The sequence below is a fragment of the Pseudoduganella sp. UC29_71 genome (assembly GCF_042693265.1).
Classification (GTDB): Bacteria; Pseudomonadota; Gammaproteobacteria; order Burkholderiales; family Burkholderiaceae_D; genus Rugamonas.
Map to the genome: position 1 here is coordinate 5,336,109 of NZ_CP170549.1, position 24,986 is coordinate 5,361,094.

At 66.0% G+C, this 24,986-nt stretch carries 24 protein-coding genes; 9 read left to right on the forward strand and 15 right to left on the reverse strand.

Translation table 11 applies throughout. From position 1 onward, the window contains the following. Positions 1 to 175: 175 nt before the first annotated feature. From ACFJI2_RS23695 to recA, 6 genes are all read right to left on the reverse strand, one after another. A complete protein-coding gene (locus ACFJI2_RS23695) occupies positions 176 to 859 on the reverse strand; it encodes an FHA domain-containing protein (protein ID WP_377702176.1) in 684 nt (227 codons plus the stop codon). 128 nt (positions 860 to 987) lie between these two features. Beyond that, the gene (sucD, locus tag ACFJI2_RS23700) at positions 988 to 1,869 is read right to left on the reverse strand and encodes a succinate--CoA ligase subunit alpha (protein WP_056401948.1); all 882 of its coding nucleotides are present in this window, start codon (positions 1,867 to 1,869) and stop codon (positions 988 to 990) included. 13 nt (positions 1,870 to 1,882) lie between these two features. Continuing rightward, positions 1,883 to 3,052, reverse strand: a complete 1,170-nt coding sequence (gene sucC / locus ACFJI2_RS23705; RefSeq protein ID WP_107873894.1) for an ADP-forming succinate--CoA ligase subunit beta — start codon at positions 3,050 to 3,052, stop codon at positions 1,883 to 1,885. Between the two features lie 76 nt (positions 3,053 to 3,128). Continuing rightward, positions 3,129 to 3,536 (reverse strand): DUF2889 domain-containing protein, encoded by a 408-nt coding sequence (locus ACFJI2_RS23710; protein WP_377702177.1) that lies wholly within the window; start codon positions 3,534 to 3,536, stop codon positions 3,129 to 3,131. Positions 3,537 to 3,920: 384 nt separating this feature from the next. Then, a complete protein-coding gene (recX, locus tag ACFJI2_RS23715) occupies positions 3,921 to 4,376 on the reverse strand; it encodes a recombination regulator RecX (RefSeq protein WP_377702178.1) in 456 nt (151 codons plus the stop codon). A gap of 134 nt (positions 4,377 to 4,510) precedes the next feature. Then, positions 4,511 to 5,578, reverse strand: a complete 1,068-nt coding sequence (gene recA / locus ACFJI2_RS23720) for a recombinase RecA (RefSeq protein ID WP_107873885.1) — start codon at positions 5,576 to 5,578, stop codon at positions 4,511 to 4,513. A gap of 158 nt (positions 5,579 to 5,736) precedes the next feature. Between recA and ACFJI2_RS23725 the strand changes: the two genes are divergently transcribed. The 8 genes from ACFJI2_RS23725 (at position 5,737) to ACFJI2_RS23760 (ending at position 17,696) form a co-directional block, all read left to right on the forward strand. Further along, positions 5,737 to 6,429, forward strand: a complete 693-nt coding sequence (locus tag ACFJI2_RS23725) for a response regulator transcription factor (protein ID WP_107873882.1) — start codon at positions 5,737 to 5,739, stop codon at positions 6,427 to 6,429. 30 nt (positions 6,430 to 6,459) lie between these two features. Beyond that, positions 6,460 to 7,983, forward strand: coding sequence for a sensor histidine kinase (locus ACFJI2_RS23730; RefSeq protein ID WP_377705894.1), 1,524 nt, complete (start codon positions 6,460 to 6,462; stop codon positions 7,981 to 7,983). After that, positions 7,976 to 8,302 carry a DUF4212 domain-containing protein gene (locus tag ACFJI2_RS23735; RefSeq protein WP_377702179.1) on the forward strand — a complete coding sequence of 109 codons (327 nt, stop codon included), beginning with the start codon at positions 7,976 to 7,978 and terminating at the stop codon, positions 8,300 to 8,302. Before ACFJI2_RS23730 ends, ACFJI2_RS23735 begins: the two co-directional genes overlap by 8 nt. Further along, positions 8,299 to 10,347 (forward strand): sodium:solute symporter family protein, encoded by a 2,049-nt coding sequence (locus tag ACFJI2_RS23740; protein WP_377702180.1) that lies wholly within the window; start codon positions 8,299 to 8,301, stop codon positions 10,345 to 10,347. Before ACFJI2_RS23735 ends, ACFJI2_RS23740 begins: the two co-directional genes overlap by 4 nt. Before the next feature lie 154 nt (positions 10,348 to 10,501). Next, positions 10,502 to 12,313 (forward strand): alpha/beta fold hydrolase, encoded by a 1,812-nt coding sequence (locus tag ACFJI2_RS23745; protein WP_377702181.1) that lies wholly within the window; start codon positions 10,502 to 10,504, stop codon positions 12,311 to 12,313. Positions 12,314 to 12,359: 46 nt separating this feature from the next. Then, the gene (locus ACFJI2_RS23750; RefSeq protein WP_377702182.1) at positions 12,360 to 14,369 is read left to right on the forward strand and encodes a prolyl oligopeptidase family serine peptidase; all 2,010 of its coding nucleotides are present in this window, start codon (positions 12,360 to 12,362) and stop codon (positions 14,367 to 14,369) included. Positions 14,370 to 14,380: 11 nt separating this feature from the next. Further along, a complete protein-coding gene (locus ACFJI2_RS23755) occupies positions 14,381 to 16,420 on the forward strand; it encodes an alpha/beta hydrolase family protein (RefSeq protein ID WP_377702183.1) in 2,040 nt (679 codons plus the stop codon). Between the two features lie 43 nt (positions 16,421 to 16,463). Beyond that, positions 16,464 to 17,696, forward strand: coding sequence for a 6-phosphofructokinase (locus tag ACFJI2_RS23760; RefSeq protein ID WP_377702184.1), 1,233 nt, complete (start codon positions 16,464 to 16,466; stop codon positions 17,694 to 17,696). A 32-nt stretch (positions 17,697 to 17,728) separates the two neighbouring features. On the opposite strand, the gene ACFJI2_RS23765 is transcribed toward ACFJI2_RS23760, so the two are convergent. From ACFJI2_RS23765 to ACFJI2_RS23780, 4 genes are read right to left on the reverse strand one after another with little or no spacing between them, the layout of a single operon-like run. Next, positions 17,729 to 18,118, reverse strand: a complete 390-nt coding sequence (locus tag ACFJI2_RS23765; RefSeq protein WP_377702185.1) for a nuclear transport factor 2 family protein — start codon at positions 18,116 to 18,118, stop codon at positions 17,729 to 17,731. 53 nt (positions 18,119 to 18,171) lie between these two features. Continuing rightward, positions 18,172 to 18,822, reverse strand: a complete 651-nt coding sequence (locus ACFJI2_RS23770) for a DsbA family protein (RefSeq protein ID WP_107873862.1) — start codon at positions 18,820 to 18,822, stop codon at positions 18,172 to 18,174. Next, positions 18,819 to 19,058, reverse strand: coding sequence for a 4-oxalocrotonate tautomerase family protein (locus tag ACFJI2_RS23775; RefSeq protein WP_107873859.1), 240 nt, complete (start codon positions 19,056 to 19,058; stop codon positions 18,819 to 18,821). Before ACFJI2_RS23775 ends, ACFJI2_RS23770 begins: the two co-directional genes overlap by 4 nt. A gap of 39 nt (positions 19,059 to 19,097) precedes the next feature. Beyond that, entirely contained in the window at positions 19,098 to 19,838 is a 741-nt protein-coding gene (locus ACFJI2_RS23780) for an SDR family NAD(P)-dependent oxidoreductase (RefSeq protein ID WP_377702186.1), read from the reverse strand. Positions 19,839 to 19,964: 126 nt separating this feature from the next. On the opposite strand from ACFJI2_RS23780, the gene ACFJI2_RS23785 reads away from it, so the two are divergent. Beyond that, positions 19,965 to 20,879, forward strand: a complete 915-nt coding sequence (locus ACFJI2_RS23785; RefSeq protein WP_377702187.1) for a LysR family transcriptional regulator — start codon at positions 19,965 to 19,967, stop codon at positions 20,877 to 20,879. Here the strand turns inward: ACFJI2_RS23785 and ACFJI2_RS23790 are convergent. The 5 genes from ACFJI2_RS23790 to purM all read right to left on the reverse strand — a co-directional run bounded on the left by ACFJI2_RS23790 (position 20,876) and on the right by purM (position 24,880). Beyond that, the gene (locus ACFJI2_RS23790; protein ID WP_377702188.1) at positions 20,876 to 21,265 is read right to left on the reverse strand and encodes a hypothetical protein; all 390 of its coding nucleotides are present in this window, start codon (positions 21,263 to 21,265) and stop codon (positions 20,876 to 20,878) included. The two genes, ACFJI2_RS23785 and ACFJI2_RS23790, sit on opposite strands and share 4 nt — an antisense overlap. Before the next feature lie 168 nt (positions 21,266 to 21,433). After that, positions 21,434 to 22,438 carry an enoyl-CoA hydratase/isomerase family protein gene (locus ACFJI2_RS23795; RefSeq protein WP_377702189.1) on the reverse strand — a complete coding sequence of 335 codons (1,005 nt, stop codon included), beginning with the start codon at positions 22,436 to 22,438 and terminating at the stop codon, positions 21,434 to 21,436. A 10-nt stretch (positions 22,439 to 22,448) separates the two neighbouring features. Further along, entirely contained in the window at positions 22,449 to 23,003 is a 555-nt protein-coding gene (locus ACFJI2_RS23800; RefSeq protein ID WP_377702190.1) for a flavodoxin family protein, read from the reverse strand. A gap of 170 nt (positions 23,004 to 23,173) precedes the next feature. Beyond that, positions 23,174 to 23,680: a hypothetical protein gene (locus ACFJI2_RS23805; protein ID WP_377702191.1), complete on the reverse strand. Its 507-nt coding sequence runs from the start codon at positions 23,678 to 23,680 to the stop codon at positions 23,174 to 23,176. A 156-nt stretch (positions 23,681 to 23,836) separates the two neighbouring features. Next, a complete protein-coding gene (gene purM / locus ACFJI2_RS23810) occupies positions 23,837 to 24,880 on the reverse strand; it encodes a phosphoribosylformylglycinamidine cyclo-ligase (protein WP_107873837.1) in 1,044 nt (347 codons plus the stop codon). Positions 24,881 to 24,986 lie beyond the last annotated feature (106 nt).

The following is a 24,986-nucleotide window of genomic DNA, read 5'->3' on the forward strand; positions in this document are numbered from 1 at the left end:
CTCCTCAAGAGGTGAACTGGTTGTTTGGTGCCACACTTGAGTTAGAGCAATTGGTGTGCCAGGTCTGAAACCGCGCTTTTTGATGAGATTTGCGCCAATTTTCGTCACTTTGGTGGTGCCGGGCTGACGATTTTTGTCAGCTGGGGTGCCGAAACTTGGCAGTTGACGATTTTTGTCAGGCGAAATCTTGTTTAAATGACATCTGCGTGCCGCTCAGGTCGAGGACGTCGCCGTCTTTCAGGCGCTGGGGCTGCTTGCCGAGGGCGGCGCCGTTCAGGGTGGCGATGGCGTCGCCTTCGGACTGCACTACCGAATAGCCGTCCGGCGCGCGCGAGATGACGATGACTTGCACGCCGGGCCGGCCCAGCGTCGTCAGCGGCTTGGTCAGGGCGAGCTGCTTGCCGGCGTTGGCGCCGTTCAGCACCTCGATGCGGCCGAGCACGGGCGCCGGAGTGGCGGGCGCCGCGGCTGGAACGGGGGCCGCCACCCGCGTCGGCGCGGGGCCGGGACGCGGCGCCGGGGGCACGGGGATGGTGGCGCTTTCGCCCATCGGCACGGGCACAGGCCGCACGCCGTCGGCTAGGTATTCGATCCGGTATTTGGCGATCTTGATCATGTCCTGGTGCTGCAGGAAGTGCTTGCCCACGCGCTGCCCGTTGACGAAGGTGCCGTTGGTGCTGCGCAGGTCTTCCAGGAAGGATTCGTCGAGGATGGTGGTAATGACGGCGTGCTCGCCGCTGACCGCAGGGTGGCTCAGCACGATGTCGTTGCGGCTGCGGCGGCCGATGGTCATCCGCTCCCGGCTCAGCGGGATTTCCTGTTCCACCACACCGTCGCGCGAAATGATGATCTTCCCCAAACTTGGTCTCCGTGCCTGTTGTGGCGGGTTACGCTGCGCTAACCCGCCCTACGCCCTGCCCGCCCCGGTCGTCCCCCAAAAAAAACGGGGAGCCGCAGCTCCCCGTTATTATTCACTAAAAGAGTGAATTACAGCATTGCTTTCAGCAGACGCGCCATTTCGGACGGGTTCTTGGTGACGGTAATGCCGCAGGCTTCCATAATTTCCAGCTTGGCTTGCGCGGTGTCGGCGCCGCCGGAGATCAGCGCGCCGGCGTGGCCCATGCGCTTGCCCGGAGGAGCGGTTACACCGGCGATGAAGCCAACTACCGGCTTCTTCATGTTGTCCTTGATCCAGTAGGCAGCATTGGCTTCGTCAGGACCGCCGATTTCGCCGATCATGATGACCGCGTCGGTATCCGGATCGTCGTTGAAGGCCTTCATGATGTCGATGTGCTTCAGACCGTTGATCGGGTCGCCGCCGATACCAACTGCCGACGATTGGCCCAGGCCCAGAGCGGTCAGCTGTGCCACTGCTTCATAGGTCAGGGTGCCCGAACGGGATACCACGCCGATGCGGCCCTTGCGGTGGATGTGGCCTGGCATGATGCCGATCTTGATTTCGTCAGGGGTGATCAGGCCTGGGCAGTTAGGACCCAGCAGCAGGGTCTTCGAGCCGGCTTTGGCCATGCGGTCCTTCAGGGCCATCATGTCGCGGACAGGAATGCCTTCGGTGATGCAAATGGCCAGGTCCATTTCGGCTTCCACGGCTTCCCAGATGGCGGCAGCTGCGCCTGCTGGTGGAACGTAGATCACGGAAACGTTGGCGCCGGTTTCTTTTTTCGCTTCGGTCACGTTAGCGAAAATTGGAATGCCTTCGAAGTCTTCGCCGGCTTTCTTCGGGTTCACGCCTGCGACGAAGGCATTTTTGCCGTTCGCGTATTCGCGGCACATACGGGTGTGGAACTGGCCGGTCTTGCCGGTGATGCCTTGGGTGACGACTTTGGTGTCTTTATTGATCAGAATGGACATGTTGATTCCTTAATTAAGCTTGACCGGCTGCAGCGGCAACAACGCTCTTGGCTGCATCTTCCATGGTGTCGGCTGCGATGATAGGCAGACCGGATTCGGCCAGCATCTTCTTGCCCAGGTCTTCGTTGGTGCCCTTCATGCGCACGACCAGTGGCACTTTCAGGGAAACGGCCTTCGACGCGGTGATCACGCCTTCGGCGATCACGTCGCAGCGCATGATGCCGCCGAAGATGTTCACCAGGATGGCTTTCAGTTCCGGGTTCTTCAGCATGATCTTGAACGCTTCGGTCACTTTCTCTGCCGTTGCGCCGCCGCCTACGTCCAGGAAGTTGGCTGGCTCGCCGCCGAACAGCTTGATGGTGTCCATGGTGGCCATGGCCAGGCCGGCGCCGTTCACCAGGCAACCGATGTTGCCGTCCAGGGAGATGTAGGCCAGGTCGAATTTCGACGCTTCGACTTCAGCTGGATCTTCTTCGTCCAGGTCGCGGTAAGCAACGATTTCCGGCTGGCGGAACAGGGCGTTGGCGTCGAAGTTGAACTTGGCGTCCAGGGCGATAACCTTGCCCGAACCGGTCAGGATCAGCGGGTTGATTTCGGCCAGCGATGCGTCGGTTTCCCAGTAGGCTTTGTACAGGCCTTGCAGGTTGGTGACGGCGTCGGCGATCGAGCCTTCCGGTACACCGATCTTGGCGGCGATGCCGGCCGCTTCAGCGTCGGTCAGGCCGACGGCTGGATCGATGGCGATGGTGTGGATCAGTTCCGGGTGGGACTCGGCCACTTCTTCGATGTCCATGCCGCCTTCGGAGGAAGCCATCAGCACGACGCGCTGGGTGACACGGTCGGTGACCAGGGATACGTACAGTTCTTTCTTGATGTCCGCGCCTTCTTCGATCAGCAGGCGGCGCACTTTCTGGCCTTCGGCGCTGGTCTGGTGGGTTACCAGCTGCATGCCCATGATCTGGTTGGCGTATTCCTTGACTTGTTCCAGCGACTTGGCCACTTTCACGCCGCCGCCTTTGCCGCGGCCGCCAGCATGGATCTGCGCCTTGACTACCCAAACCGAGCCGCCCAGCGTCTCAGCAGCTTTGACTGCTTCGTCTACGGACAGGCACGGGATACCGCGCGGAACCGTCACTCCGAATTTTCGGAGGATTTCTTTGCCCTGATACTCATGGATTTTCATGCTGGCTTCCCTTCTGATTTACTGATATGTAAAGTTGCGATTATGTAAAGTAAGAAACGATTTTGTGCTGCGTGCGCTAGGCCAGCTCGGATTTCGCTACCCAGCGCGGGTAAAACTGCGCCACGGCCCCGCCGTCGGTGCGGAGGGCGTGGCATTTGTCGAGCTGGAAAGGCTTTTCGTGCGGAACGTTGTCGCTAGCCGCATCATGCGTCGGCCAGACATCATTGGCGAAGGCCTGGACTGCCGCCGTTGGCAGGATCTGGGCCAGTTCCGTCAGATGGGTGCAGCCGGCGATGCCATGCAGGCGCTGCTTGAGTTCATGCCGGAATCCCTTCATCAGGTTCAGTCCCACCAGGGCCGCGTAGGCGGGGCCGATGGTGTTGCAGAAACCGGGATAGGGAACCGCGTCAGAGACGGCTTCGGCGGCAACGATATTCAGTTGGCGGTCTACCGTAATGCGTAAGGAGAGGTCGTGCAGGGGCATACCGCCTTCGCGCACGCCGGAGGCGAGCTTGGTGGCGTTAAACTTTGATGTCGGTGATATGGGCGTCAAGATCCCACAGGCCATCGTCGCGCGCGAACGCTTGGATGTCTATGGCGCGCGTGTGCCGCAGCGCACGTCGGGAGACTGGAGTTGACAGGGACATAAGACCGATGCCGCTCGCGCGGCAAAAATTAGTAAGCAGCCTTGCACATTTCTCTTAACAAGAAAGCACGTTGCCGCAGCTTCTACGGACAACCACCGCACCCGCGGTGCTGCAAAAACCCCAAAAGTGTAGCACACCCCGGCGCGACTTGCGACGTGGCATATAACAAGTAGTGGCAAATTATTAGCCGCCGCAGGGAGTTTTGCGCTTGCGCGCAGGCCTCAGAATTCGTCGAGATCGACGCCTTTCATAGCGGCCTGGATGGCCTTCTGGGAGAAGCCGCGCTGCAGCAGGAAGCGCATTTGCTTGCTGCGTTCCTGGGCGTCCTGCGGCAGGGTGCCGAACTTGCGGCGCCATACTTCGCAGCAGCGCGCAGTCTCGTCTTCGGCCAGGCCGGCCTTCAGTTCGCTCAGCGCCTCGCCCTTGATGCCATGCTGCTGCAGCTCGGCCACGATGCGGGCGTTGCCGTAGCGCGCCGAGCGGCGGTGGACCAGGGATTCGGAGAAGCGTTCTTCGGACAGCCAGTTGTTTTTTTCGAGGAAGTCCAGCAGCGCTTCGACGTCGTCGCCCTCTTGCGCGTGGCGCGCCAGCTTGCGCGCCAGTTCCATGCGGCTGTGCTCGCGCGTGGACAGCAGGCGCAGCGCGCGGGCTTTGAGGCTGAGGGGTGGGAGGGGCATGGTGATAGGGCAGGACGCGGGCTCGGCGGGTTACGGCGCTCTGCGCCTAACCCGCCCTACGGCAACGACGACGACGATCGTATCGCATCGTAGGCGGATTAGCGCCGCAGGCGCGTAATCCGCCAACTGCCAGCTTACTCTACCGCTTTGAGCTTGGGTGCAGGTTCGGCGCCCAGGCCCGGCAGTTCGCGCACGCCCAGCGAGGCGCGCACCTTGTTTTCGATTTCGTGCGCCAGCTCGGGACGCTCCACCAGGAAGGTGCGGGCGTTGTCCTTGCCCTGGCCGATGCGCTCGCCGTTATAGCTGTACCAGCTGCCGGATTTCTCGACGATCTTCGCTTCCACACCCAGGTCGATGATCTCGCCTTCGCGCGAGGTGCCGGCGCCGTACAGGATGTCGAAGTGCGCTTCCTTGAACGGCGGCGCGATCTTGTTCTTGACGACCTTGACCTTGGTTTCGTTGCCGATCACCTCGTCGCCCGACTTGATGGAGCCGGTGCGGCGGATGTCCAGGCGCACGGAGGCGTAGAACTTCAGCGCGTTGCCGCCGGTGGTGGTCTCCGGCGAACCGAACATCACGCCGATCTTCATGCGGATCTGGTTGATGAAGATGACCAGGGTGTTGGTGCGGTTGATGGAGCCGGTCAGCTTGCGCAGCGCCTGCGACATCAGACGGGCTTGCAGGCCCGGCAGCGAGTCGCCCATGTCGCCTTCGATCTCGGCGCGCGGCGTCAGCGCGGCCACGGAGTCGACCACCACCATGTCCACGGAACCGGAGCGCACCAGCGCGTCGCAGATTTCCAGGGCCTGTTCGCCGGTGTCCGGCTGCGAGATCAGCAGCTCGTGCAGGTTCACGCCCAGCTTCTGCGCGTAGCCCACGTCCAGCGCGTGTTCGGCGTCGATGAAGGCGCAGGTGCCGCCCAGTTTCTGCATTTCGGCGATGGTTTGCAGCGTCAGCGTGGTTTTACCCGACGATTCCGGACCGTAGATTTCCACCACGCGGCCGCGCGGCAGGCCGCCCACGCCCAGTGCGATGTCCAGGCCCAGCGAGCCGGTGGAGACCACCTGCACTTCTTCGATGGGGGCGCTGGCGTCCATGCGCATGACGGAACCCTTGCCGAACTGCTTTTCAATTTGAGCCAGTGCTGCTGCAAGCGCCTTGGCTTTTTCGCCGGCGGGTACTGCGCCTTTTTTGTCGTCCATGATTGATCTTTCGGCAAGTGATTAGTCTGTACAGGTGGTACTGTATAAAAAACCAGTGCTTTTTGCAAGCATTGTTTTCAGAAGTTTGACGCCGATCAAAAACTAGCCATGTTAAGTGAAATGAAACACAATGGAAGCTTCTGAAGCCGGGTGACATTATGCGTATTTTACTTGCCGAGGACGACAGCGTACTGGCCGACGGGCTGACCCGTTCGCTGCGCCAGTCCGGTTATGCGATCGACTGCGTGAAGAACGGCCAGGAGGCGGACACCGCCCTGTCCACGCAGGAATTCGACCTGCTGATCCTGGACCTGGGCCTGCCCAAGCTGTCCGGGCTGGAAGTGCTGCGCCGCCTGCGCGCGCGCTCCTCGCTGCTGCCGGTGCTGATTCTCACGGCCGCCGATTCCATCGAGCAGCGCGTGAACGGCCTGGACCTGGGCGCGGACGACTACATGGCCAAGCCGTTCGCGCTGTCCGAGCTGGAGGCGCGGGTGCGCGCGCTGACCCGGCGCGGCCAGGGCGGCGGCTCGACCATCATCAAGCACGGCCCGCTGAGCTACGACCAGGTGGGCCGCTCGGCCTATATCAACGACCAGATGCTGGACCTGTCGGCGCGCGAACTGGGCCTGCTGGAAATCCTGCTGGCGCGCACCGGGCGCCTGGTGTCCAAGGAACAGCTGGTGGACCACCTGTGCGAATGGGGCGAGGAAGTGAGCAACAACGCCATCGAAGTGTATGTGCACCGGCTGCGCAAGAAGATCGAAGTGGGCGGCGTGCGCATCGCCACCGTGCGCGGCCTGGGCTACTGCCTGGAAAAGTACAGCGACACGCCGCGCGGCGAAGCCAAGTAAGCCGTGAACGAACGCGACGCCGGGACCGCCATGGACAAGGATCTAGGCCAGGACGAGGAAGACCTGTCCTGGCGGGAGCCGGCCGGCGGCGCCAGGGAAGACGATATCCAGCACTCGCTGTTCGGCGAAATCCTGGACTGGATGCTGGCGCCGCTGCTGCTGCTGTGGCCGATGAGCATCGCGATCACCTACCTGGTGGCCAAGTCCATCGCCAACCAGCCTTTCGACCACGCGCTGGAAGACAGCGTGACCGTGCTGGCGCAGCAGATCCATGAAGTGAACGGCAAGCTGGCGCCGCGCCTGCCCGGCTCGGCGCGCGACATCCTGCGCGCGGACGACGTGGACAGCGTGTACTTCCAGATCGCCGGCCCCAACGGCGCCGTCGCGGACGGCGACCGCGACCTGTCCGCGCCGCCGGACGAGGACAAGGCCAAGCCCGGCCTGGTGCAGTTCCGCAACGGCAATATGCACGGCACGCCGATCCGCATCGCCTATTCCTGGGTGGCGCTGGAAGACCAGGGCGCCGAGGACACGCGGCTGGCGCTGGTGCAGGTGGCCGAGACGCTGGAAAAGCGCGCCAAGCTGGCCAATGAAATCATCAAGGGCGTGATCCTGCCGCAGTTCATCGTGCTGCCCATCGTGCTGGCCCTGGTCTGGTTCGCGCTGGCCCGGGGCCTGTCCCCGCTGGCCCAGCTGCAGGAGCGCATCCGCGCGCGCAGCTCGGACGACCTGAGTCCCATCGATTCGCGCCAGGTGCCGGAGGAGATCACGCCGCTGGTGCGCTCGCTCAACGAGATGCTGGCGCGGCTGTCGCTGTCGATCGAGATGCAGAAGCGCTTCATCGCCGACGCGGCGCACCAGATGAAAACGCCGCTGGCCGGCATGCGCATGCAGTCCGAACTGGCGCTGCGCCAGACCGACCAGGGCGAAATCCACCGCTCGCTGGAGCAGCTGGCGAAAAGCTCGGAGTCCGCCACGCGGCTGGTGAACCAGCTGCTGGCCCTGGCGCGCGCCGAGAACCAGCCGCAGGCCGGCGCGGCGCTGCTGCCGGTGGATCTGGCCGAGCTGGCGCGCAGCGCCGTGCGCGACTGGGTGCCGGCCTCCTTCAATTACCGCATCGACCTGGGCTTCGAAGCGCCGTCTGACGGCGAAGTGCCGATCGAGGGCAACCCCACCATGCTGCGCGAGGCGCTGTCCAACCTGATCGACAATGCGCTGCGCTACACGCCGGCCGGCGGCTCGGTGACGGTGCGCGTGCGGCGCTCCGGGCAGGAAGGCGTGGTGGAGGTGGAGGACACCGGCCCCGGCATCCCGCCGGCCGAGCGCACCCACGTGTTCGAGCGCTTCTACCGCATCCTGGGCAGCAGCGCCGAAGGCAGCGGGCTGGGGCTGGCCATCGTGCGCGAGATCGCGCAGCAGCACGGCGCCGACATCGACATCTTCAGCAACCCGCGCAGCAACAACGCCAAGCTGCCCGGCAGCCTGTTCCGCCTGACCTTCCCGCTGCGCGCGCCCGACGACGAACCCGAGCAGGACCAGCTCTACTATGGATAAGCACATCAACGCGGCCGGCGCACCCGGCACGGCGGACAGCCCCCTGCAAGCGCGCCGCGCCCGCCACTGGCGCAAGACGCGCCGCATCACCGCCGCCCTGCTGCTGCTATGGCTGGCCACCAGCTTCTGCGCGGTGTTCTTCGCGCGCGAGCTGACCGGCATGATGCTGTTCGGCTGGCCGCTGTCGTTCTACCTGGCGGCGCAGGGCGCCTCGCTGGTGTACCTGGCCATCATCGGCATCTACGCCTGGCGCATGCGCTGGCTGGACCAGCAGTTTGCCGCCTCGGCGCCGGCCGCGCCGGACGGGGAGCGCGCATGAACGCCAAGCCCGGCTACTTCAGGCGCCTGTCGCGCTACTACCTGATGTTCTCGGCCTGCTTCGCCGGCTTCCTGGTGGCGCTGGCGGTGCTGGAAAAGGAGGGCATGCCGCGCGTGTGGATAGGCTATCTGTTCATGCTGGCCACCATCACGCTGTACGCCGCCATCGGCCTGGTCAGCCGCACCTCCAACGTGGCCGAATACTACGTGGCCGGGCGGCGCGTGCCGGCCATGTTCAACGGCATGGCCACCGCGGCCGACTGGATCTCGGCGGCCAGCTTCATCAGCCTGGCCGGCACCCTGTACCTGCACGGCTTCGACGGCCTGGCCTACATCATGGGCTGGACCGGCGGCTACTGCCTGGTGGCGCTGCTGATCGCGCCCTATCTGCGCAAGTTCAGCCAGTACACCATTCCCGACTTCCTGGCCGCGCGCTACGGCGGCCCGCACCACGGGCGCTACGTGCGCATCATGGCGGTGGCGGCCACCATCATCGTCTCCTTCACCTACGTGGTGGCGCAGATCTACGCGGTGGGCCTGATCGCCTCGCGCTTCACCGGCGTGGATTTCTCGGTCGGCATCTTCCTCGGCCTGGCCTCCATCCTGGTGTGCTCCTTCCTGGGCGGCATGCGCGCCATCACCTGGACCCAGGTGGCGCAGTACATCATCATCCTGGTGGCCTTCCTGCTGCCGGCCATGTGGCTGTCAGCCAAGCACAGCGGCAACCCCATCCCGCAAGTGGCCTACGGCAAGCTCTTGCCCACGCTGGGGGCGCGCGAAGCCAGCCTGGCGATCGATCCCAAGGAACGCGAAGTGCGCGCCATCTTCCTGCAGCGCGCCGACGACTACGGCCAGAAGCTGGACGGCCTGCCGGCCAGCTGGGACGCCGGCCGCGTGGAGGCGCAGCGCCGGCTGGACGCGGTCAAGCAGCGCAACGCCACCTTGCTGGAAATCCGCGCGGCGGAAAAAGCGCTGATCAACTATCCGAAAACCGTGGAGGAAGCGGCCGCCGCCTGGGACGCCGCGCGCGCCTACAACCTGCGCCGCGCCGCGCCGCCCACGCCGCACGCCGAACCGTTCCCGGCGCCGGACCGGGCGCAGTCGGACAGCAAGCGCAACAACTTCCTGGCGCTGGTGTTCTGCCTGATGGTGGGCACGGCCGCCCTGCCCCACATCCTGATGCGCTCCTACACCACGCCGTCCGTGCACGAGACGCGGGTGTCGGTGTTCTGGACCCTGTTCTTCATCCTGCTGATCTACCTCACCATTCCGGCGCTGGCGGTGCTGGTGAAGTTCGACGTCTACACCGCCATGGTGGGCAGCGAGTTCGCGAAACTGCCGACCTGGGTATCCTACTGGGCCAATGTGGACAAGCTCAATCCGCTCATCAGCATCGCCGACGTGAACCGCGACGGCATCGTGCAGCTGGCCGAAATCGCCATCGACGGCGACGTGCTGGTGCTGGCCACACCGGAGATCGCCGGCCTGCCCTATGTGATTTCCGGCCTGGTGGCGGCGGGCGGCCTGGCTGCCGCGCTGTCCACGGCGGACGGCCTGCTGCTGGCCATTTCCAACGCGCTGTCGCACGACATCTACTACCGCATCGTCGACCCCAACGCGTCCACGCAAAAGCGCGTCACCATTTCCAAGCTGCTGCTGCTGGCGGTGGCCTTCATCGCCGCCTACGCCGCCTCCACCAAGCCTGCCGACATCCTGTCGCTGGTGAGCGCCGCGTTCTCGCTGGCCGGCTCGACCATGTTCCCGGCGCTGGTGCTGGGCGTGTTCTGGCCGCGCGCCAACCGCCAGGGCGCGGTGGCCGGCATGATAGTGGGCTTCGGCGTGTGCCTGTACTACATGCTGCACGCCAATCCCATCCTGGGCGGCAGCGCGGCCGGGCAGTGGTTCCACATCGCGCCGGTATCGGCCGGCATCTTCGGCGTGCCGGCCGGCATGCTGGCCATGGCCGTGATCAGCCTGCTGACGCCGGCGCCGGGCCGCGACACCGCGGCGCTGCTGGCCCACATCCGCGCCCCCGAGCAAAGCTAGGCAAACCAAACGGTAAATGTTATTGTAGGGAAATTATTTTATTTGCAAGTGCACGCCAGGTGCCGCTTGCCGCCCCTATGCCGATCATGCTTCCCCTGCGCGCCGCCCTGGCCTGCGCATTCACCGCCCTGCTGGGCGCCGCCACCGCGCCGGCTTGTACGCGGCGGAACTGTCCAGCCGCAGCATCAAGGGCGTGGCGCGGTTCGACAACGTGGACATCGACGAATTTGAATGGGTCAACGGCCAGCGCCTGGTGTTCGACACGCGCGACGCCAGCGTGCCGGCCAGCGACCGCAACAGCGCGCCCGGCCTGTTCGCGGCCAACCTGGACGGCAGCGGCTTCCGCATGCTGGTGGACTCCAGCTTCACGCCCGCCAGCGAAACCGGCAGCATGATCAAGCAGCGCACGCTACCCTACAACACTTACCTGCTGGGCCAGCAAGGCGCGCAGGACAGCGACTCGATCTATGTGCGCCGCGCGAACTGGGACGAGGTGAGCTGGGACCTGGACCACTTCGACCTGCTGCGCCTGAACACTGTCACCGGCAAGGCGGAAACGCTGCCGCGTCCGGCCAAGGTGCTGAGCTGGCTGCTGGACGCGCGCGGCGAGCCGCGCGTGGCCATGTCGGACCAGGATGGCACCTCCGCCGTGCACTACATGGACCCGGCCACGCAGGCCTGGCGCCAGCTGGCCAGCTTCCCCTCCTATGGCGACTCGGCGGCCGGCTTCTGGCCCATGGGACTGGGCTCGGACGGCAAGCTGTACGTGAGCAGCCGCGCCGGCCAGGACAAGGAAGCGCTGTACCAGTACGACCCGGCCACCAAACAGCTCGGCGCCGAGCCGGTGGTCTCGCTGGCCGACTACGACTACAACGGCCGCGTGATCTACAGCGGCGGCCGCATCGTCGGCCTGGAAGTACTGTCCGACGCGCGCAGCACGGTGTGGCTGGATGCGCGCATGAAGGCGGTACAGCAGGGCGTGGACGCGAAGCTGCCGGGCCTGGTGAACCTGGTGCGCCCCGCGCTGCGGCCGGAAACGCCGTGGATGCTGGTGACCTCGTATTCGGACCGCCAGCCCATGACCTATTACGTGTACAACGCCGACACGCAGGAACTGGCCAGGCTGGGCGCGGCCTATGGCCGCATCGACCCGGCCGCCATGGGCCAGCAAGACCTGGTGCGGATCAAGGCGCGCGACGGGCTGACCATCCCGGCCTGGCTGACCCTGCCCGCCGGCGCCGGCAAGAGACTGCCGCTGGTGGTGCTGGTGCATGGCGGCCCCTTCCTGCGAGGCGAGGAATGGGGCTGGGACGCCCAGGTGCAATTCCTGGCCTCGCGCGGCTATGCCGTGCTGCAGCCGGAATTCCGCGGCAGCACCGGCTTCGGCGCACGCCATTTCCGCGCCGGCTGGAAGCAATGGGGCCTGGCCATGCAGGACGACATCGCCGACGCCGCCAAGTGGGCCATTGCGCAGGGCTACGCCGACCCGCAGCGCATTTGCATCGCCGGCGCCAGCTATGGCGGCTACGCCGTGCTGATGGGCCTGGCGAACAATCCGGAACTGTTCAAATGCGGCGTGGAATGGCTGGGCGTGACCGACCTGGCCATGCTGTACAAGGACCACTGGAGCGTGGTGTCCGATGCCGATACGGGCTGGCGGCAGTACGGCCTGCCGCAACTGGTGGGCGACCCGGTGCAGGATGCGCAGCAGTTGCGCGACACGTCGCCGGTCAACCTGGCCGCGCGCATCAGGCAGCCGCTGCTGATGGCCTACGGCAGCGACGACCGCCGCGTGCCGCTGCCGCACGGGCGCAGCTTCCACGCGGCCGTCCAGGCCCACAATCCGGCGGCCGAGCTGGTGGTGTATCCAGGCGAAGGCCACGGCTGGTCGCTGACCAAAAACCGCATCGACTTCTGGACCCGGGTGGAAAAATTCCTGGGACAGCACATCGGTCCCCAGCCTTGAGCCAAAGTTTGCTATATTGATTATTTTGTAACTTCGAGGGTAATTCATGCAGAATTTTCTTCAACGCCTGTTCCCGGCCCTGCTGGCCGCCTGGGCGGTGCTGGCCGTGCCTGCCGCAGCTCAGGTTCAGGCGCCGGCGAGCGCGGCGCCGCCGCTGCAGGACTTCTTCAGCAACCCGCAGTTCAGCGCGGCCCAGCTGTCGCCGAGCGGGCGCTATCTGGCGGCCAAGCTGGCCAATGCCAACGGCCGCGAGCGCCTGGCGGTGGTGGACCTGGCGAACGGCAGCGCGCAGGCGGTGGCCAGTTTCCAGGATGCCGACGTGGGCCAGTTCGCCTGGGTCAACGACGAGCGCCTGCTGTTCGACACGGCCGACAACCAGTCCGGGCAGGGCGACCTGCGCTACGCGCCCGGCCTGTACGCGGTCAACCGCGACGGCAAGGAATTCCGCCAGTTGGCCGCGCGCAGCGGCGCGGTGCAAAGCGGGCTGGCGGTGCAGCGCATACTGCCCTGGCACACGTATATGCTGGGCCAGCGCGGCGCGCAGGACAGCGAATACGCCTACGTGACCAGCAAGAAAATCACCGGCCCCGGCCAGGTTGAGTATGTGGACCTGCTGCGCCTGAACACGCGCAACGGCTACACCACCACCGTCAACCGTCCCGGCGACGCGCAAAGCTGGCTGCTCGACAGCAAGGGCGAGCCGCGCCTGGTCACCGTGGCGGAGAAAGGCCGCAGCTCCGTGCATTACCTGGACCCGGCCACCAAGGAGTGGCGCGAGCTGGTCTCGTTCGGCCAGTTCACCGGCGGCAAGGGTTCGTTCCGGCCGCTGGCCTTCGCGCCGGACGGCACGCTGTACGTGGTCACCAGCGCCTACAAGGACAAGTCGGCCGTGCACAGCTACGACCTGGCCGCCGGCAACATCAATCCCAAGCCGCTGGTGGAGCTGGAGCAGTACGACTTCAGCGGCCGCCTCATCATGGACAAGGACAAGCTGCTGGGCGTACGCTTCCTGGCCGACGCCGTGGGCACGCGCTGGCTCGATCCGGCCATGCAGGCGGTGCAGCAGGAAGTGGACGCGCTGCTGCCGGGCACCGTCAACCTGGTCACGCCGCCGTCGCACCCGGACACCCCCAACCTGCTGGTGGAGGCGTATTCCGACGTGCAGCCGCGCGTCTTCCTGCTCTACAACAGCGCCACCAAGAAGCTCAGCAAGGTGGGCGAGGCCCGGCCGCAGATCAAGCCCGCCCAGATGGGCAAGCAGGACCTGGTGACCTATGCGGCGCGCGACGGCCTGAAGATTCCCGCCTGGCTCACCCTGCCCAAAGGCCAGCGCAAGAACCTGCCCATGGTGGTGCTGGTGCACGGCGGCCCCTATGTGCGCGGCGGCCAGTGGGGCTGGCATGCAAACGCCCAGTTCCTGGCCTCGCGCGGCTACGCCGTGCTGGAGCCGGAGTTCCGCGGCAGCACCGGTTTCGGCGAGGCGCACTTCCGCGCCGGCTGGAAGCAATGGGGCCTGAAAATGCAGGACGACATCGCCGACGGCACGCGCTGGGCCATCGCCGAGGGCATCGCGGACGGCAAGCGCATCTGCATCGCCGGCGCCGGCTACGGCGGCTACGCCACGCTGATGGGGCTGATCAAGGACCCCGAGCTGTACCGCTGCGGCATCGACTGGGCCGGCGTCACCGACATCAAGCTGATGTACACCGGCCACTGGAGCTTCCAGTCCGACCTACCCGATTCGTGGAAGCAGTACGGCATGCCCTACCTGGTGGGCGACCTCGAAAAGGACGCCGAACAGCTGAAGGCCACCTCGCCGCTGGAGCAGGCGTCCCGCATCACGCAGCCACTGCTGCTGGCCTACGGCGGCTCGGACCGCCGCGTGCCCATCTACCACGGCAAGAAATTCCGCGACGCGGTGCAGAAGACCAACCAGCAAGTCGAGTGGGTGCAGTACGACGAGGAAGGCCACGGCTGGGTGCTGCCGAAAAACCGCTACGACTTCTGGGGCCGGGTGGAGACGTTCCTGGCCCGTCACATCGGCTCCCAACCATGAAGGACCTATCCATGCGCAGTCTGATTCATCGCTCCATCCTGGCCGGCGCCCTGTCGCTGACTGCGCTGACGGCGCTGGCCGCCACAGCCACCACGGCCGCCGCCACGCCGCCCGCCGTGGAAAGCTTTTTCAGCCGGGCCAGCATCAGCGCGGTGCAGCTGTCGCCGGACGGGCGCTACGCCGCCTTCCGCATCAACAATGGCACCGAACGCGATGGCCTGGCGGTGGTCAACCTGGAATCGAATGCCGTGAACGGCGTGGCGCGCTTCAGCGACGTCGATATCGGCCAGTTCCAATGGGTGAACAACCAGCGCCTGGTGTTCGACACGGTGGACCGCAACCAGGCGCCGGGCGCCGTGCACTACGCCCCGGGCATGTATGCGGCCAACCGCGACGGCAGCGACCTGCGCCAGCTGGTCGAGCGCGCCACCTATGGGCGCGACACCACCGGCACCAACATCCGCGCGCGCGTGCTGCCGTATAACACCTATCTGCTGCGGCAGGACGGCGCACAGAATTCCGATGCCGTGTACGTGCGGCGCGCCAACTTCAACGAAGTGCGCAACGAAGTGAAAAGCTACGACCTGCTGCGCCTGAACACCGTCACCGGCGCGGTGGAAACGCTGGGACGCCCCGGCGACGTGCAGGACTGGCTGCTGGACCAGCACGGCGTGCCGCGCCTGGCGGTGACGGAAGAAGCGGGCCGCAGCGCGCTGCACTACCTGGACCCGGCGCACAACAACTGGCGCCAGCTGGCCAGCTTCGCCACCTACGGCCTCACGTCGGGCGTGTTCCACCCGGTCGGCTTCGGCGCGAACGGCAAGCTGTACGTCACCGCGCAGGCCGGCGCCGACAAGCGCAGCCTGCGCACTTACGACCTGGCCAGCAGCCAGCTGGACAAGGAGGCGCTGATCGAGCTGGCCGACTATGACTTCTCCGGCGAGCTGGTGTACAGCCAGGGGCGCATGCTGGGCGTGGAGCTGCTGAGCGACGCGCGCGGCATGACGTGGCTGGACCCGGCCATGGCCAAGGTGCAGCAGGCGGTGGACGCGCTGCTGCCGAATACATCGAACCTGCTGCGCCCGCCGAAGCAGCCGCAGTCGCCGTGGGTGCTGGTGAGCGCGTTTTCCGACAAGCAGCCGGCGCTTTACCTGGTGTACAACACCGAGACCAAGGTACTCAACAAGCTAGGCAGCGCGCACCCGGCCATCGATCCGGCCCGGATGGCGCAGCAGGACCTGCACCGCGTGAAGGCGCGCGACGGCTTGGTCATTCCAACGTGGCTGACCCTGCCCAAGGGCAGCGAAAAGCAAGCCAGGCCGCAGTTGCCCATGGTGGTGCTGGTGCATGGCGGCCCCTTCGTGCGGGGCGAGGAATGGGGCTGGGACGCGCAGGCGCAATTCCTGGCCTCGCGCGGCTACGCCGTGCTGCAGCCGGAGTTCCGCGGCAGCACCGGCTTCGGCGCGCGCCACTTCCGCGCCGGCTGGAAGCAATGGGGCCTGGCCATGCAGGACGACGTGGCCGACGCCACGCGCTGGGCGGTGGCGCAAGGCATTGCCGATCCCAAGCGCATTTGCATCGCCGGCGCCAGCTACGGCGGCTACGCCACGCTGATGGGCCTGGTCAACGACGCGCAGCTGTACCGCTGCGGCGTGAGCTGGGCCGGCGTGACCGACCTGGCCATGCTGGCCGGCCAGGGCAACCGCTTCGTTTCCGACATGGGCGACAGCTACCGCCAGTTCGGCCTGCCCGTGCTGGTGGGCGATCCGGTCCGGGACGCGGACCGGTTCAAGGCCACCTCGCCGCTGCAGCAGGCCGGGCGCGTCACCCGTCCGGTGCTGCTGGCGCACGGCAGCGCGGACCGGCGCGTGCCCATCGCGCAGGCCAAGGCCTTCTACAATGCCGTCAAGGCCGGCAATCCCGAAGCCGAACTGGTCATCTACGACGACGAGGGACACGGCTGGTCGCTGCCCCAGACCCAGTTCGACTTCTGGGGCCGGGTAGAGACATTCCTCAACAAGCACATCGGTCCGGCCGCCAAAGCCGAGTAAAAACGGAGTAAGCTGGCGGCAGTCCACTCACAAGGAGATGCGCATGCCGTCGGGAAAAATTCTGGTCGCACAGGGAGGCGGGCCGACCGCCGTCATCAACCAGTCGCTGGCGGGCGTGGTGCTGGAGGCGCGCCGCTTCCGCCACGTCACGCGGGTGTACGGCGCGCTGCACGGCGTGCGCGGCATCATCAACGAGGATTTCGTGGACCTGACCCAGGAAACCAGCCACAACCTGGAACTGGTGGCCGCCACGCCCTCTTCCGCGCTGGGTTCCACGCGCGACAAGCCGGACGCGGCCTACTGCGAGCAGATCTTCGAGGTGCTGCGCGCGCACGAGATCGAGCACTTTTTCTACATCGGCGGCAACGACTCTTCCGACACGGTGCGCATCGTCAGCGAGCGCGCCAAGGCGGCCGGCTATCCGCTGCGCTGCATCCACATTCCCAAGACCATCGACAACGACCTGGTGGGCAGCGACCACACGCCCGGCTTCCCGTCGGCGGCGCGCTTCGTGGCGCAGGCCTTCGCCGGCGCCAACCTGGACAACGCCTCGCTGCCCGGCGTCTACGTGGGCGTGGTGATGGGGCGGCACGCGGGCTTCCTCACTGCCGCCTCGGCGCTGGGCAAGAAGTTCCCGGACGACGGCCCGCACCTGATCTACCTGCCCGAGCGCGTGTTCTCGCTGGAGCAGTTCCTGGCGGACGTGAAGGCCACCTACGAGAAGCACGGCCGCTGCGTGATCGCCGTGTCCGAAGGCATCCACGACGCGTCCGGCGAAGCCATCGCCACCTTGCTGGCCAAGGAAGTGGAGCGCGACGCGCACGGCAATGTGCAACTGTCCGGCACCGGCGCGCTGGCCGACCTGCTGTGCGACGAGATCAAGGACAAGCTGGGCATCAAGCGCGTGCGCGGCGACACCTTCGGCTATCTGCAGCGCTCCTTCATCGGCTGCGTGTCGGACGTGGACCAGCGCGAGGCGCGCGAGGTGGGCGAGAAGGCGGTGCAGTTCGCCATGTGGGGCGAGCGCTGCGGCTCGGTGGCCATCAAGCGCACCGGCTACTATTCGGTGGACTACGAACTGCTGCCGCTGGAGCACGTGGCCGGCAAGACGCGCACCATGGAGGACGAGTTCATCAGCGCCAGCGGCACCGACGTGACGGACGCCTTCCGCCTGTACCTGCGGCCGCTGCTCGGCGCCGGCATGCCGGACGCGTTCCGCCTGCGGGCGGCGCCGGTGGCCAGGATTTTGCGTCCCGGCGGTCCGCCCCGTGGCTAAAGGCCGCGAATGCGCCGGCGCCGCCCGGGCACTCACGGAATGTGCGCGAAGGTCTTGTTCACGATGCGCCAGCCGCTCTCGCTGCGGCGCAGCGTCAGGTACAAGTGGTAATTGAAACCCAGCATGGGTGAATGCAGGCGCACGCTGCCGATGTTGCCCATGCTGTCCGCAGACAGTACCCGCATGCGGTACGGCTCACCCAGCGACTGCGGGCTGGCGCGGCCGGCGACACCCTCCAGGTAGGAGGCGATAGTCTTCAAGTAGGGCTGGCCGTTGATGTCGCCAAAGACCAGTGCTTCCGGCGCGAACAGCGCGGCCAGCGCAACCGTGTCGCCTTCGTAGACGCCGCGCAGGTAGGCCTCGGCCACGCCGGCGATGGCCGCAACGTCGGCTGCGGCGGACTGTGTGGATGCTTGCTTCATCTCGTGCTCCCTGAAAAATGGGAAGGCGCCGGCCGGCGCCCTCCCGTGCAGCCTCAGGCGGCTGCGGCCATGTGCTGCAGGGTGGCCTGCAGTTGCTGCTCCAGCTTGTCGGCGTGCGCATAGCCGGGGCTGATTTCATACAAGCCGGCTTCGGTCTCCAGCAGCAGCGCGGGGAAGCTGCGGATGCCGAGCGAACGGACGTGGCTGAATTCCGCCGCCGTCACGGCGATCGCCGCCGCGCTGTCCCACTCGGCGAACAAGGCTGCCGCCGTCACCGCGTGGCCCTGCTTCGCCAGCGCGGCCGCTGCCACGTCGGCCAGCACCTTGCCGCTGGTGGTGTCCAGGCCATCGACGTAGAAGGCGTGCTGCAGCGCGCGGAACACGGCCAGCTGGTCGGCCTGCGGCGCCAGGCGGCGCGCCGCCACGACAGCGCGGCAAATCGGCTCGGTGTCGTAGACGAAGTTCTCGCGCGCCAGCAGCGCGGCGCGGTTGAACGGCAGGCCGCTGGCCTCTTCCACGCGCGCCCAGTGGCCCAGGCGGAACTGCTTGCCGGTCTCGTCCAGCAGATCGGTGGCGCCGGCGCGCACGCCGCCCACCAGGATCTGCAGTTCCAGCTCCGGGTGGCGCTGCGTCAGCACCGCCAGCTCCTTGCCGAAGCCGTAGCACCACGAGCACATCGGGTCGCCGGCAAACACCAGTTTCATGACTTGTCTCCCAGCTTGGCCGCCGCGCGCTCCGCCGCTTCGCGCTTGCGCATGGTGATGACGTTTTCGCGGTTCACGCCCCAGCTGTCCATCTCCACCTCGTCGATGATGACGAAGGTGGTGGCCGGGTTCTTGTTCAGCACGCGCTGCAGCAGGTCGGTCGCGCCTTCGATCAGTTCCAGCTTCTGCTCAGGGGTGGCGCCTTCCTTGGTGATGCGGATATTTACGTACGGCATGGTGATTCTCCTTGATTGAGGTGGTGGGTGAAAGCTGGCTTACCAGGTGCCGGCCGCTGCGCCGCCGTCGACCACGGCCACGGTGCCGCTGACGAAGGACGAATCGGTCAGGTAGAGCACGGCGTTGACGATGTCGTCGGTCTCGCCGATACGGTTGGCGGGCGACAGGCCCTTCAGGAAGTTCTGCGTGCCTTCGTCGGTGCCGTGCATCGGGGTGCGGATGATGCCGGGCGCCACCGCGTTTACCTGCACGTTGGAGCCGGCCAGTTCGATGGCCAGGCCGCGCGTGGCGTGGTTCAGGCCGCCCTTGATCAGGATGGGCAGCAGCGCGTTGACCTTGGCGTTGGGCTGCTCGGCGATGGAGGCGGTGATGGTGACGATGTGGCCGGCCTTGTTGGCGCTCATGTGGCGGGCCGCCTGCTGCGACGGGTAGAAGAAGCCCATCAGGTTGGTGCCGACGATGGCGTTGACTTCTTCCTCGGTGTAATCGCCCACGGCCTTGGGCAGGAAGATGCCGGCGTTGTTGATCAGGATGTCCACCTTGCCGAAGGCGGCAACGGCTTTCTCGAACAGCGCGGCGGCGGTGGACGCCAGCGCGATGTCGCCCGGCACCTGCACGAAGTTGGCAGGATTGCCCAGCTGGGCGGCGGCGGTCTGCAGGCCGTCGGCGCTGCGGGCGTTGCCGACCACGTTGTAGCCGCGCGCCAGGTAAGCCTTGGCGATGGCAAAGCCGATGCCGCTCGATGCGCCGGTGACGATGACGGTTTTGTTGGTGTTCATGGTGTGCTCCAGTTCAGTTTGAGAGGGTTACCGCTGGGTTCGTGTGCGGCATGGACACACTTTACTTATTCCATCCGGGCCAATAAATGGCTAATATGGAACATGACTTAATACACGGTGTAACGTATGCAGAGAAACTTCGACGAAATGCAGCTCGGTACGATCGAGCTGTTCTGCCAGGCGGCGGAGCTGGGCAGCTTTACGGCGGCGGCCAACCAGAGCGGCGTGACGCCGGCGGCGGTGAGCCGCTCGATCGCGCGGCTGGAGGAGCGGCTGGGGGTGAGGCTGTTCGTGCGCACCACGCGGCAGATCCGGCTCACCGACGGCGGCCAGCGCTACTACGAGCAGTGCCGCGAGGCGCTGGACCGGTTGCTCGAAGCGGAGCGCGAAGTGACCGGGGCGCAGAAGGCGCCGGCCGGGCCGCTGCGCATCAGCGTGCCCACGCCTTACGGGCATTACCGGCTGCTGCCCATGCTGCCGGAATTCCGGGCGCTGTACCCGGAGGTGACGGTGCAGGTCCACATCAGCAACCGCAATATCGACTTTGCCGAGGAAAGCTACGACATGGTGGTGCGCGGGCGCGACCCGGCCGACTCATCGCTGATCGCGCGCAAGCTGGAGGATGCGGAACTGGTGCTGGTGGCGTCGCCGGCCTACCTGAAGCGGGCCGGCCGCCCCAAGTCGCTGGACGAACTGCACCAGCACGAGTGCATCCAGTTCGACCTGCCCAGCAGCGGACGCAAGATCCCTTGGCAGTTCAAGGTGGACGGCAAGCAGATCGACGTGATGACCACCGGCGGCTACACCTGCGCCGAGGACGTGCTGGGCATCGTGACGCTGGCGCGCGCCGGCGCGGGGCTGGTGCAGACCTACCGCTACATCGTCGAGCGCGACCTGGCGGACGGCTCGCTGGTCGAGCTGCTGCCGGAGTTCGGCGGCACCTCGCGTCCCTTCATCCTGCTGTACCCGCACGCGCGCCACCTGTCGCTGCGGGTGCGCGCCTTTGTCGACTTCATGACCGCCCGGCTGGGGCAGCGCTAGGACATCTTGCTGTTGCGGGCCGAGTAGATCGCCCACCAGAACAGCAGGACGGAGACCAGCACGACGATGGATGAAATGCCGGCGACGGGGCCGGCTTCGCGGTGGCCCAGGTAGATGGCGGCCACGGCGGCCAGCAGCACGGGGACGCCGGCCTGGAACAGGCGGAAGTGCCAGACGGCCAGCGCGGACTGCGCGGCCGCAGGGAAGGCGCGGTACAGCATGCCTGTCAGGCCCATGGAGACCCAGCCCAGCAGGTTGATGTGCGCGTGCACCGGGAACAGCGTATGGTTTTCGCTGGCGCCCATGTACACCCCCAGGCTGATACCGACGACAAAATAGGATATGGCGCAAAGAAACCAGCGGCGCGACAAGGTATCAACGTTCATCAGTTTCCCCCGGAATAGAGTAAAACTTGGTCGAAATTCAAGTCTACACCGAAAATCGGAGATAGGTCATGCGGAAGCGGGCGGCGCACCACACGGCGATGGCTAGCCGCAGGGTCTTCGGCGCGCATTGCCGGCCGAGGCGAGCCGGCCGGCTTGCGGGCGCACGGCTTACTTGCGGTAGGCGGCGGTGGCGCGGCCCAGGTCGGCCTCGATGCCGCCCGGCTGCTGCAGGCCCTGGTCAACCAGCGCTTTCAGGCGCTGCTGGGTGGCGGGGCGCTTGACGGAAGCGATGAAGGCGTCCCAGCCCGGCTGCATTTCGGCGTCCGGAGGCAGGCTGGCCAGGTTCACCAGCGCCTTGGTGTCGACGATGGCGGCGCGCTCGAAGGAGGCGATGCGGCGCGCCATGGTGTCCACAAAGCCGTCCAGCTCGGCGTCCGGCAGGGCGCGGTTCACGTAGCCGTAGCGCTCGGCCACGTCGCCGCTGATGTCGTCCGACGCCACCAGGATTTCCAGCGCGCGCCCGCGTCCCACCAGGCGCGGCAGGCGCGCCATCGGGCCGCCGCCCGCCACCAGGCCGGCGCCCACTTCCCATTGCGACAGCACGGCCTTTTCGCGGCTGGCGAAGCGCATGTCGGTGGCCAGTATCAGCTCGCTGCCGATGCCGGTGGCGCGGCCGCGAATGGACGAGATGGTGACGATGGGCAGGCGCGCGATGCGCACCATGATGTCCGGCACCGGGTGCATGCCGGTGGGGCCGGGCGCCATGCCGGTCGATTCTTCCAGCGGCGTGAGCAGGTCGTAGTGCGCGATGAAGCTGCCCGGGAGGGCGCTGTCGAACACCACCACCTGCACCTGCTGGTCGGCTTCGATGGCTTCCACGATCTTCACCAGTTCGCGCACTTCCTTCGGGCCGACGATGTTCAGCGGCGCGTTGGCGAAAGTGACTTTCCAGTAGGCGGGCGTGACGCGGGTCACGCGTACCTTGGCGTCGGGCGCCTCGGCGCTGAGCGGCGCGGCGACGGCGACAGCGGTTTGAGCGGAGGCGGCTTGGGGTGCGGTGGCTTTCACGGCAGCCGGCGCGGCCTGGGCCGGCGCGGCGAAGCTGGCCGCCAGCGCGGCGGCGGCAAAGGCGCCGGCCAGCGCGCCGGCGATGCGTTTGATGGCGAAGTTCATGGTGCGCTCCTCAAGCCAGGCGTGCGGTGACTTGGCGGATGCGTTCGCCGAACAGGCGCGCGGTCTTCAGGTCGCCTGCGGGGATCTCGTCCACCGACGCGTCCGACGGGGTGGCAGTGGCCAGGCCGGCGAAGGACGACAGGTAGTTCACATCGTCGCGCTGCGCGTTCTTGGCGTTGCTCGGCATCATGCCGGTGCCGGCCCACAGCATGCCGTGCTGCTGCGCCAAGGTGAACAGGGTGTACAGCGTGGTCTGCTTGTCTCCCGCCACCGAGGCCGAGTTGGTGAAGCCGGCCGCCAGCTTGTCCTTCCAGCCCTGCTTGAACCAGACCGACGAGGCGGTGTCGGCAAAGCGCTTGAACTGCCAGCTCACATTGCCCATGTAGGTGGGCGAGCCGAAGATGATGGTGCGGGCGTTGGCCAGCAGGTCCCAGCCCGCTTCGGGCAGCTGGCCATCGGCGTCGATGGCGAGCAAGGTGCCTTCGCTGCCGGCGGCAACCGCCTCGGCGATCTTGGCGGTGTGGCCGTAGCCGCTGTGGTACACGATAACGATATTCGAGTTCATGGTTTTCTCCTGATTGTGATGTTGGGGCCGTTTCTGTCCGGCATGGAAGAACTATAGTTATTCCAAGCGAGAACATAAATCCCATTTTCAGCAATTCATTTGATACACCATGTAATGAGTATGGGTGCAAAAAAGCACGCCGCAGCGTGCTGTCACGGCCCTCAGCGGACTCAGCTTTTGCAGGCCTGGCCGGCTTGTTCCAGCTCGGTCCTGGTCAACACCTTGGCGCCGGCGGGCAGGCGCGCAGACTGGTGTTCGCGCAAGGTAAAGCCGCACTGGTTGGGCGCCAGCTTGGAGTCGTACACCTTGCCGTTTTCCGGCGTGAAGCGGATGGCGGCGGTGCAATTGCCGATGTTGACGATGGTGCCGCCCGAGCCCGACGGGGTGATGCCGGTGGTGGCATTGGTGACCACGACGAGGTAGACCGGCTGGCCGGCGCGGATGGCGACCTGCTTGTGCCGTCCGGTGATGTTGCTGGTCGTCGATACCAGGCCGCCAGCCTCGACCTTCTTCTGGCAGGGCTGCTCGTTCACCCACCAGTTGGTGGCGGCGGTCAGGCTCGCTTCGCCGTCGATGTTCAGCGTGGCCTGGGACTCGTCCGGCTTGGGCGCCTGGTACTGGTAGGCGACGCAACCGAACAGGGAAGACAGCATCAACAGCGCGGCAGGCTTTTTCATGAGGGACCCGGGCGATGGCAGTGGAGGGAGTTTAATATTATCATTTCAATATCAATGCAAACTCACACATAATCACGCGACACAAAAGAAAAAGCGGACCATGCAAGGCGCGGTCCGCTTTTTCCTGGGCGGCGGATCAGGTCCGCGCGCCGGGATTTACACCACGACGCACTGGTGTTCGCCTGCCGCCGAGGCGCGGATGGCGCCGATGCGGTAGACGGTTTCGCCGGCGGCCTGCAGCTGGGCCATGGCGGCGTCCGCGTTCTCGGCCGAGACGATGACCGTCATGCCGATGCCGCAGTTGAACACGCGGTGCATTTCAGCGTCGGCCACGCCGCCGTGCTGCTGCAGCCACTGGAACAGCGGCGGCAGGGTCCACGACTTGCCGTCCAGCTCGGCCGTCAGGCCAGGCTGCAGCACGCGCGGGATGTTCTCGACCAGGCCGCCGCCGGTGATGTGCACCAGGCCCTTCACTTCCATCGACGCCATCAGCGCCAGCAGCGGCTTGACGTAGATGCGGGTCGGCTCCATCAGCACGTCGGCCAGCTTGCGGCCGTGGAAGTCGCCTTCCAGGTCCGGCTTGGCCACTTCGATGATCTTGCGCACCAGCGAGTAGCCGTTGGAGTGCGCGCCCGACGAGGCCAGGCCCAGCACCACGTCGCCCGGGGCGATCTTGCTGCCGTCGATGATTTTCGATTTTTCCACCACGCCCACGGCGAAGCCGGCCAGGTCGTATTCGCCGGCCGGGTACATGCTCGGCATTTCCGCCGTTTCGCCGCCGATCAGCGCCGCGCCGGACTGTTCGCAGCCCTTGGCGATGCCCTTGATGACGTCGGTCGCCTGCGGCACGTCCAGCTTGCCGCACGCGAAGTAGTCGAGGAAGAACAGCGGTTCGGCGCCCTGCACCAGGATGTCGTTCACGCTCATGGCCACCAGGTCGATGCCCACCGTGTCGTGGCGGTTCAGCTCGAAGGCCAGCTTCAGCTTGGTGCCGACGCCGTCCGTGCCGGACACCAGCACCGGCTCCTGGTACTTCTTGCTGATCTCGAACAGCGCGCCGAAGCCGCCGATGCCGGCCATCACGCCTTCACGCATGGTGCGCTTGGCAAACGGCTTGATCGCTTCGACTAAAGCATCGCCCGCGTCGATATCGACGCCGGCGTCACGGTAGGACAGGGAAACATTAGAAGGTTGGCTCATGGTGTATTTCGCAGCGGAGGCGGTAAAATAGAAGGCGGTGGCCGGAATTCGTGCATTTGTGACGCAAAACCCGGCAAGTCCGCTATTTTATCAAAATGCCCCGTCA